Here is a 10,426-nt window from a genome sequence, read left to right as displayed (position 1 = left end):
GCGTCCGAAAATAACGGTCTTACTTTCACGGATTCAGCCTTGTCGTTCGACTCAGGCGCCGTGCTATGTTCCTTTCTTTTCTCGACTGCCACAGGGATGCCTTATGTCGCATGCAAGCACGCTTCTTCCAGGTTTCATGGTTGTTCACGGCAACCGTTTGGATGAGCTGCGAAGCCTGGTGGTGAGCTGGATGCGGCGTTATCCCCTGGCACCTTTGGAAAACGAGATCGTCCTGGTGCAGAGCAACGGCATCGCCCAGTGGCTGAAGCTCGCTCTGGCTGAAGACCCCGAAGAAGACGATACGGGCGGCAGCGGCATCGCCGCAGCCATCGAGGTACAGCTCCCCGGCAGTTTCATGTGGCAGCTATACCGGAAAGTCCTCGGTCGCGAAGAGATTCCGGAAACGTCGCTCCTCGACAAAGCCCCGCTGACCTGGCGCCTGATGCGCCTGCTCCCCGAGCTGATCCATCAACCCCACTTCGAACCGCTGCAGCGCTTCCTTCTCGATGACAGCGACCTGCGCAAGCGCTATCAATTGGCCGAACGCCTGGCCGACCTGTTCGACCAATATCAGGTCTATCGCGCCGACTGGCTAAAAGAGTGGGCCGCCGGTCGCCATGTGATGATCAATGCTCGCGGTGAGTCGCGCCCGCTGTCCCCGGCCAATTGCTGGCAGGCTGAGCTTTGGCGAGCGTTGTTGCTGGATGTTGGCGAAGCTGGAATGGCGCAAAGCCGCGCCGGCGTGCATCAGCGCTTTATCGAGCGCATCAACGGTTTGGCGCAGGCCCCGGCCGGGCTGCCATCCCGCGTCATCGTCTTCGGTATTTCTTCCCTGCCGGCCCAGGCCCTCGAGGCGTTGGCCGGCCTGGCTCGCTTCAGTCAGGTGTTGCTCTGTGTGCATAACCCTTGTCGCCACCATTGGGCCGATATCGTTGCCGACAAGGACCTGCTCCGCCACCAGTACAAGCGCCAGCAGCGCAAGCAAGGCATGGCCGGCCCGATCGATGCGCAAAGCCTGCACCAGCATGCTCACCCGTTGCTCGCCGCCTGGGGCAAGCAGGGGCGCGACTACATCAACCTGCTCGACAGTTACGATGACCCGTCCAGTTACCGCACCGCCTTCAGCGATGGTCGCATCGACCTGTTCAGTGAAGACGAGCCCCAGCACCTGCTCGGCCAATTGCAGGACGACATTCTCGAACTGCGCCCCCTGAACGAAACCCGCGAGCTTTGGCCCGACGTCGACCCGGCAAAAGACCGTTCCGTGCGCTTCCATATCGCCCACAGCGCCCAGCGCGAAGTAGAGATTCTCCACGACCAGTTACTCGCCCGCTTCAGCGCCGACCCCGGTTTGCGCCCGCGCGATGTGATCGTCATGGTTCCGGACATCAACGCCTACGCCCCTCACATCCGGGCGGTATTTGGCCAGCTCGATCGCGGCGAAACCCGCTACATCCCGTTCACCCTCACCGACCAGGGCCAACGCGGTCGCGACCCCTTGCTGATCGCCCTGGAACACCTGCTCAAACTACCCGACAGCCGCTTCCCGGTCAGCGAAATCCTCGATCTGCTCGACGTGCCGGCCTTGCGCGCCCGCTTCGCCATCAAGGAAAGCGATCTGCCGACCCTGCATCGCTGGATCGAAGGTGCCGGCGTGCGTTGGGGCCTCAATGCCGAGCAGCGCGCCAGCCTCGGTTTGCCGGATGACCTGGAACAGAACAGTTGGCGTTTCGGCCTGCGTCGGATGTTGCTCGGCTATGCGGTGGGAGCGGGCGAGAGCTGCGACGGCATTGAGCCGTACGACGAAATCGGCGGCCTCGACGCCGCGTTGATTGGCCCGCTGGTTGCCTTGCTCGACGCTCTGGAAGTGGCCCACGCGGAATTGTCCCGCCCCGCTCCCGCAGCGCAATGGGGCGAGCGCCTCAACGCCCTGTTGCAGGTGTTTTTCCTGGCTGAAAGCGAGCATGACGACTACCTGCTGGTCCAGTTGCAGACCCTTTGCGATACCTGGCTGGGGACTTGTGAATCGGTCGGTCTGCAAGACCTGCTGCCGCTCACAGTGGTCCGCGAAGCCTGGTTGGCCGGTCTGGATCAAGGCCGCCTTTCGCAGCGTTTCCTCGCAGGTTCAGTGAACTTCTGCACCCTGATGCCGATGCGCGCGATTCCATTCAAGGTGGTGTGCCTGCTGGGCATGAACGACGGTGACTACCCCCGTGCCCAGCCTCCACTGGATTTCGACCTGATGGGCAGCGACTACCGCCCTGGCGACCGTTCCCGTCGCGAGGACGATCGCTACCTGCTGCTCGAAGCGCTGCTGTCGGCCCGGGCGCAGCTTTACGTCAGTTGGGTCGGTCGCAGCATTCGTGACAACAGCGATCGCCCGGCGTCGGTGTTGATTGGCCAACTGCGCGACCACATTGCCGCGGGTTGGCGACTCAAAGGCGCCGCCAGCGACAGCAAGCACAACGCCGGCGAACAACTCCTGCACAAGCTCACCACCGAACATCCGTTGCAGCCTTTCAGTGCCCGTTACTACCACCGCGGCAGCGACCTGTTCAGCTACGCCCGCGAGTGGCGCAGCCTGCACCTGCCGGCTGATGCCGCAGCGCCGGAGCACGATCAACTTGAGCGCTATGAACCCGACGAACCGCTGACCCTGTCGCTGCTTCAGGACTTTGTTCGTCACCCGGTCCGGCACTTTTTCAGACATCGGCTGAAGGTGTTCTTCGAGGCGGTCGAAGCGCCACTGGCCGATGATGAACCCTTCGTGCTCGATGCCCTGCAACGCTACAGCCTGAGCGAAAGCCTGCTCAACGCTGCGCTGGTCGATCCCGCGCAAAGCGATGCGGCGCTGCTCGGCCAGGCGCATCGCTTGCAAGGCAGCGGCCTGTTGCCGCTGGCCGGTTTTGGCGAGTGCCTGCGCGAAGAACTGATTGAACCGCTACCGGACCTGCTGCAGCGCCACCGCCAGTTGTTGCAACAGTGGCCGACCCGCATCGACAGCGCCTTGCCGATTCGTTTCGAGGCCGGCGCGCTCAAGCTCGAAGGCTGGCTTGGTCGTGTCCAGCAACGTGCCGACCAGGCGCTGCTGAGCATCACCACCTTGCCCAACGGCATCAGCAGTGGTCGCTCGCTGAAGTGGCATCGCTTGACGGCCACCTGGGTCATGCACCTTGCCGCCTGCGCGGTAGGCCATTCGCTGCACAGCGCCGTGGTCGCCACCGACATCACGCTGATGCTGGAGCCTCTGCCGCAAGAGGAGGCAGCCGAGCTGCTGACCCACCTGCTGCTGTCGCGTCAGACCGGCATGAATGCGCCGCTGCCAGTAGCGATCAAGACCGCCTTTGCCTGGCTCGCCCAACAGGAGAAAGACCCGGAACGGGCCTTGGCCGACGCCGCCAAAACCTACGATGGCGACGGCCAGCGAGACGGCGAACGCAGCGAGAGCGCGGCGCTGCTGCGTCAGTTCAGTGATTTCGCGGCGATGACTGCGAGCGAAGAATTCGAGGGCTGGTGCGAAGCCCTGTACAAGCCGATGTTCGAAGCTAAATGGCAGACACTGGCCAGTGAAGAGGTGCGTCCATGAGCGTTGCAGTAACCCAGGCGCCACTGGCGTTGACCTTTCCCCTGTATGGCAGCCAGTTGATCGAAGCCAGTGCTGGCACCGGCAAGACATTCACCATTTCCGCCCTGTACCTGCGCCTGGTGCTCGGCCACGGTGGTGAGCAGGGCTTTGGTCGCGAACTGTTGCCGCCGCAGATTCTGGTGGTGACCTTCACCGATGCCGCGACCAAGGAGCTGCGTGAGCGAATCCGCATCCGTCTGGCCGAGGCGGCGCGGTTCTTCCGCGGTGACCTGGCCGAAGCGGACCCGCTGCTCGCCCAACTGCGCGAGCAATACGATCCTGCCCATTGGCCGACCTGCGCCAATCGCCTGGAAGTCGCTGCGCAGTGGATGGACGAGGCGGCCGTCTCGACCATCCACAGTTGGTGCCAGCGGATGCTGCGCGAGCACGCCTTCGACAGCGGCAGCCTGTTCACCCAGACACTGGAAACCGACCACAGCGAATTGCTCGGCCAGGTCATGCGCGATTACTGGCGGCGCTTCTGCTACGGCATGGAAGGCGAGGCGCTGGCTTGGGTGCGTAACAACTGGGGCAACCCGGACGACCTGCTGCCGCGGGTACGCGCACTGTTTGGCCGGCATGCCGGAGAGGTGCGCACGCAAGAGCCGCAAGAGGTCATCGCCGACGTGCTGCGCCAACGTGCCGAGCAGTTGCGCGAACTGAAAGCGCCTTGGGCGCAATGGTCGGATGAACTGCTGCAACTCTGCCGCGAGGGCGTGAAGGCCAAGCAGGTCAACGGCAGCATGATCCAGGAACGCTACTTCAAACCCTGGTGCGAGAAGCTGCGCAACTGGGCCGAGGACGAGCAGGCGCAAGAGCTGGATATCGGCACCGGTTTCACCCGCCTGACCCCGGAAGGCGTGGCGGTCGCCTGGAAAGTCGACCCGCCGAGTCACCCGGCACTGGAGGCCATGGTCGCTTTGCGCGAGCAGCTGCAAAGCCTGCCGACGCCGGACGCGCAACTGCTCGAACACGCTGCCGCCTGGGTCTCTCAGCGCTTTGAACAAGAGAAGCGCCGCCGCGCGGAAATGGGCTTCGACGACATGTTGCAACGCCTCGACAGCGCCCTGAGCGGGCCTGCCGGCGAGCGACTGGCCGGGTTGATCCGCGAGCAGTTTCCGGTCGCGCTGATCGATGAATTCCAGGACACCGATCCGGTGCAGTACCGCATCTTCGAGTGCATCTACCGCATCGAAGAAAACGTGCGGGATACCGGCCTGTTCTTGATCGGCGACCCGAAGCAGGCGATCTACGCCTTCCGCGGCGCCGACATTTTCACCTACCTCGGCGCCCGCCGCGCCACCACCGGGCGCCTGCACAGCCTCGACACCAACTTCCGCTCCACCCAGTCGATGGTCACCGCGGTCAATCATGTGTTCGAGCAGGCCGAGCAGCGTTCTGTCGGCCGTGGTGCCTTCCTGTTTCGCGACAAGGATGGCGACAACCCGGTGCCCTTCGTTTCGGTGCATGCGCGTGGGCACAAAGAGCAGTTGCAGGTCGATGGCGAGGCGGTGCCGGCGCTGAACCTGTGGCACCTGGCGAGCGATGAGCCGGTGTCGAACACCCTCTACCGGCAGAAGATGGCCGCGAGTTGCGCGAGCCTTATCGTCAGCTTGCTCAACGGCGGGCAGCAGGGCCGCAGCGGCTTCGTCCAGGGCGAGCAATTGCGTGGCTGCCAGCCATCGGATATCGCCATCCTTGTGCGCGATGGCCGTGAGGCGCAGCTTGTTCGCGCTGAACTGGCGGCGCGCGGCGTGCGCAGTGTGTACCTCTCGGACAAGGATTCGGTCTTCGCCGCCCAGGAAGCCCGCGACCTGCTGGCCTGGCTCAAGGCCTGCGCCGAGCCGGACAACGAGCGCCTACTCAAGGCGGCGCTGGCCAGCGGCACCCTCGCTCAGCCACTGCGCGAACTGGCGCGACTGAACGAAGACGAAATGCGTTGGGAAGGCCGGGTCATGCAGTTCCGTCAGTACCGGCTGATCTGGCGAGTCCAGGGCGTGCTGCCAATGCTGCGACGCCTGCTGCACGACTTCGAGCTACCCCAGGTGCTGATCGGCCGCACCGATGGCGAACGGGTGCTGACCAACCTGCTGCACCTCGCCGAGCTACTGCAGCAGGCCGCTACTGAACTGGATGGCGAGCAGGCGCTGATCCGTCATCTGGGCGAGCATCTCGCTGCGTCCGGGCAAGCGGGCGAGGAACAGATCCTGCGCCTGGAAAGCGACGAGCAACTGGTCAAGGTGGTGACCATCCACAAATCCAAGGGTCTGGAGTACGAACTGGTGTTCCTGCCGTTCATCTGCACCGCCAAGCCGGTGGATGGCAAGCGCCTGCCGCTGGGTTGGCACGACGAAAATGGCGCTGCGCACGTGACCCTGAGCCCTACCGATGAGCAGATTGCCAAGGCCGATGACGAGCGACTCGCCGAAGACCTTCGCCTGTTCTATGTCGCCCTGACCCGAGCACGGCACGCCTGCTGGCTGGGTGTGGCCGACCTCAAGCGCGGCACCGGCAAAGACTCGCTGCTGCACCGCAGCGCCCTCGGTTATCTGTTGGGCGGCGGCCAGCGGCTGGCGGAGTCCGCGGCGCTGACGAGCTGGCTCGATGCCCTGCAAAAGGACTGCGACGCCATCCACAGCCAGGCGCTGCCGGAGGCCAACGAACAGCTCTACGTCGCCCCCCGGCAGACCGCCGAATTGCTTGCCGCGCGCGAGCCCAAGCGCCGCGCTGCCGAGAACTGGTGGATCGCCTCCTACAGTGCCCTGCGCATCGGCGAGGATGCTTTGGAGCTGGACGCCGATGTGCCCCAGGCCCAGCAATTGCTCGATGACGAACGTCCTGATCCGAATGCCCTGCGCGAAGTCGCAGCGATCGCCGGGGACATCCACCGCTTCCCGCGCGGCCCCAATCCCGGCACCTTCCTCCACGGCCTGCTGGAGTGGGCTGGGCAGCAAGGTTTCGCACGGGTGGCCGCCGCGCCGCAAGAACTGCGCGAGATGGTTGGCCAGCGCTGCAACCGCCGCGACTGGAAAGGCTGGATCAACACCCTGAGTGACTGGTTGCAGCACCTGTTGCAGTCGCCGCTGCGGCTGGGTGACGACAGCGCGCCGGTGGCCCTTGGTGGGCTGAGCCAGTACCAGATCGAGATGGAATTCTGGTTCGCCAGTCATCGCGTCGATGTGCTGCGTCTGGACCGGCTGGTGGCCCAGCATACCCACCAGGGCACCTCGCGCCCGGCCGCGCAGGCGGCGTTGCTCAACGGCATGTTCAAGGGCTTCATCGACCTGGTGTTCGAGCACGAGGGCCGCTATTACGTGGCCGACTACAAGTCCAACTGGCTTGGCCCTGATGACCTGGCCTACAGCGAAGCGGCCATGGAGTCGGCGATTCTCGAACACCGCTACGACCTGCAATACGTGCTCTACCTGCTGGCCCTGCACCGGCAACTGCGCGCGCGCCTGCCCGACTACGACTACGACCAGCACGTTGGCGGCGCTGTGTATATCTTCCTGCGCGGTGCGCACTCATCGACTCAGGGCGTGTATTTCGCCAAGCCGCCGCGGGCGCTGATCGAGCAACTCGACGCGCTGTTCCGCGGTGTTCCACAGGTGACGCAGCAGGACCTGTTCTCGGGAGAAGTCCAATGATCCGCACGTTCAACGATTTGCTGCCGACACCGCTGGACGCCGAGCACCTGGCATCCCTCGCGCCCTTGAGCGATAGCGCCGACCTGCTGGCGTTGCTCGATCGCTGGGTTGAGCGAGGCTGGCTGCGGGCGCTGGACCGCGCCTTCGTCGGTTTCCTGCGTGAGCGGGAGCCGGGCGGCGATCCGCTGGTGCTGTTGGCCGCGGCCTTGGCCAGCCATCAATTGGGACACGGCCATGTATGCCTGGACCTGGAAAAGACCCTCGCCGAACCGGACTTCGCCCTGTCGCTGCCGCCGGAAGGCGATGCCTTGGCCGGGCCGCTGTTGCTGCCTTCGCAACTGCTCGAACGGCTCACCGGCGACACCTGGCTGGAGCGCCTGGAACGCAGCACGCTGGTGGCGGCGGGCGACCAGCCGCAGCACACGTCGCGACCGCTGGTATTGAGCGGCGGGCGACTCTACCTGCGCCGTTACTGGACCTACGAACGGCAGATCGACGACGCCCTGCGCCAGCGGCTACAGCAGACCGAAGCGACGCCCACGGACCTGCGCGCGCGCCTCGACAACCTGTTCAAGGACGGCGCAGAAGCCGGGCAGATCGACTGGCAGAAACTCGCCTGCGCCCTGGCCACCCGTGCGGCGTTCAGCATCATCACCGGCGGCCCCGGCACTGGCAAAACCACCACCGTGGTGCGTCTGCTGGCGTTGTTGCAGGCGCCGGCGGTGGAGGCCGGGCGTCCGCTGCGGATTCGTCTCGCAGCGCCCACCGGCAAGGCCGCGGCGCGCCTGACGGAGTCCATCGGTCAGCAGGTCGAGCGGTTGTCGGTGAGCGCAGACGTGCGGGCGCAGATTCCCTGCGACGTCTCCACTGTGCACCGTCTGCTGGGCAGTCGGCCCAACTCGCGGCACTTCCGTCATCATGCCGGCAACCCGCTGCCGCTGGATGTGCTGGTGGTGGACGAAGCGTCGATGATCGACCTGGAAATGATGGCCAACCTGCTGGCGGCAATGCCGGAAAATGCCCGGCTGATCCTGCTGGGCGACAAGGACCAGCTGGCCTCCGTGGAGGCCGGCGCGGTGCTCGGCGACCTGTGCCGCGACGCCGAGGAGGGCCGTTACAGTGACGAGACTCAAGCCTGGCTGGAGCAGGTCAGCGGCGAGTCGCTGAGCGCCAGCGGCCTGCAGGCAGGAGATGCCGGGCGTTATCCGCTGGCGCAACAAGTGGTGATGTTGCGGCGCTCGCGGCGCTTTGGCGAAGGCAGCGGTATCGGCCAGTTGGCGCGTTTGGTCAATCGCCAGTTGGCGAGCGATGCGCGCGCCCTGCTGCGCGAAGGGCAATACGCCGACGTGTTCGGCCTGACCCTGCGCGGCGAACAGGATCGTGCCCTCGACAAGCTGGTACTCGACGGCCTGGAGCGCGGGCCGAAAGGGCCGCTGGGCTACCGCGATTATTTGCACGCCATCCGCCAAGGCCGTCCGGCGGCGGACCTGCCGGCTGATGATCCGCGCTGGAGCGAGTGGGCGCTTGAGGTATTGAAAGCCTTCGAACGCTTCCAGTTGCTCTGCGCTGTGCGCAAAGGGCCTTGGGGTGTGGAAGGGCTCAATCAGCGCGTCAGCCGGGTGCTGACCGCTGCGGGCCTGATCGACGGCGACCAGCCCTGGTACGAAGGCCGCCCTGTGCTGGTGACCCGCAATGACTACGGCCTGAACCTGATGAACGGCGATATCGGTATCGCCCTGCGGGTGCCGGACGGCCAATCCGAGATCGCGCCGCTGCGGGTGGCTTTCCCGCGCAACGATGGCCGCGGCGGTGTGCGCTTCGTGTTGCCGAGTCGCCTCAGCGAGGTGGAAACCGTCTACGCGATGACTGTGCACAAATCTCAGGGCTCGGAGTTCGCCCACACCGCGCTGGTGCTGCCGGATGCGCTGAACCCGGTGCTGACCAAGGAACTGATCTACACCGGGATCACCCGGGCCCGGGACTGGTTCAGCCTGATCGAACCGCGCCAGGGTGTGCTGGAAGAGGCGGTGGGCAGAAAGGTGAAGCGGATTTCGGGGTTGATGCTGGAAACGGTGTAGGCCGCCTCGTGACGGTTCGGTGCCTCTTTCATCAGCGATGAGGCACGGCCGTCACTCCGGAAACACCATCTCCCGCGATTCCCCCATCAACAGCGGCCTGTTCTTCTCCGTCACATCCCTGATGTAATCCCACAACAAGGTAATCCGCTTCAACTTGCGCAAATCCTCCCGGCAGTACATCCAGAACTGCCGGGTAACGCTCACTTCGTCCGGCAGGACCGGCACCAGTCGCGGGTCCTGGGCGGCGAGGAAGCAGGGCAGGATGGCCAGGCCGCGGCCCTGCTGGGCGGCGACGTACTGGGCGATGACACTGGTGCTGCGCAGGTGCGCGGTGGCGTTGGGCAGCAGGTTGTTGAGGTAAAGCAACTCGGAACTGAACGCCAGGTCGTCGACATAGCTGATGAACGGGTGCTCGCCCAGGTCGCTGCTGCGCCGGATTGGCGGGTGGCGGTCGAGGTAGTCCTGGGTCGCGTACAGGCGCAGGCGGTAGTCGCACAGTTTGCAGCACACGTACGGGCCATGTTCCGGGCGCTCCAGGGCGATGACGATATCGGCCTCGCGCTTGGACAGGCTGATGAAGTGCGGCAGCGGCAGGATGTCCACCGAGATGGCCGGCCAGGTGTCGACGAAGTGGCTCAGCTGCGGGGTGATGAAGAAGCTGCCGAAGCCTTCGGTGCAGCCCATGCGCACATGCCCGGAAAGGGCCACGCCGGAGCCGGAGACCTGTTCGCAGGCCATGTGCAGCGTGCTTTCGATCGACTCGGCGTAGCTCAGCAGGCGTTGTCCTTCGGTGGTGAGGACGAAGCCGTTGGTCCGGGATTTTTCGAACAGCAAGGTGCCCAGCGCCTGCTCCAGCGAACTGATGCGCCGCGACACGGTGGTGTAATCCACATTCAGGCGCTTGGCCGCGCTGCTGGCCTTGCGGGTCCGCGCCACTTCAAGAAAGAACTTCAGGTCATCCCAGTTCAGTGAACCCAGGGAGGTGATGTTTTTTTGCATGTTGGACCGGCTTTTATGTGCGTTTTTGTTGGAAGTTTGCACATCTATACTCGAAAACAGCCCAGGCCCCAAGCCCC

General features: G+C 64.7%; 4 protein-coding genes. 3 read left to right on the top strand and 1 reads right to left on the bottom strand.

Features of this window, described 5'->3' with window-relative positions:
• Positions 1–103: 103 nt before the first annotated feature.
• Genes recC through recD form a run of 3 tightly spaced genes read left to right on the top strand, consistent with a single transcriptional unit; the run spans position 104 to position 9,350 of the window.
• Complete coding sequence (recC, locus tag NTD82_RS18305; RefSeq protein WP_262129699.1) at positions 104–3,586, top strand: exodeoxyribonuclease V subunit gamma; 3,483 nt, start codon at positions 104–106, stop codon at positions 3,584–3,586.
• The gene (gene recB, locus NTD82_RS18300; protein WP_262129698.1) at positions 3,583–7,272 is read left to right on the top strand and encodes an exodeoxyribonuclease V subunit beta; all 3,690 of its coding nucleotides are present in this window, start codon (positions 3,583–3,585) and stop codon (positions 7,270–7,272) included. Before recC ends, recB begins: the two co-directional genes overlap by 4 nt.
• Positions 7,269–9,350 (top strand): exodeoxyribonuclease V subunit alpha, encoded by a 2,082-nt coding sequence (gene recD / locus NTD82_RS18295; RefSeq protein WP_262129696.1) that lies wholly within the window; start codon positions 7,269–7,271, stop codon positions 9,348–9,350. Before recB ends, recD begins: the two co-directional genes overlap by 4 nt.
• 51 nt (positions 9,351–9,401) lie before the next feature.
• Here the strand turns inward: recD and NTD82_RS18290 are convergent, their stop codons facing one another.
• A complete protein-coding gene (locus NTD82_RS18290) occupies positions 9,402–10,349 on the bottom strand; it encodes a LysR family transcriptional regulator (RefSeq protein ID WP_095159943.1) in 948 nt (315 codons plus the stop codon).
• Between the last annotated feature and the right edge of the window lie 77 nt (positions 10,350–10,426).

The organism is Pseudomonas sp. 5P_5.1_Bac1 (genome assembly GCF_025466015.1).
Lineage (GTDB): Bacteria > Pseudomonadota > Gammaproteobacteria > Pseudomonadales > Pseudomonadaceae > Aquipseudomonas.
The sequence above is the reverse complement of the archived record's forward strand: the minus strand, read 5'-3'. Positions and strand labels throughout refer to the sequence as shown.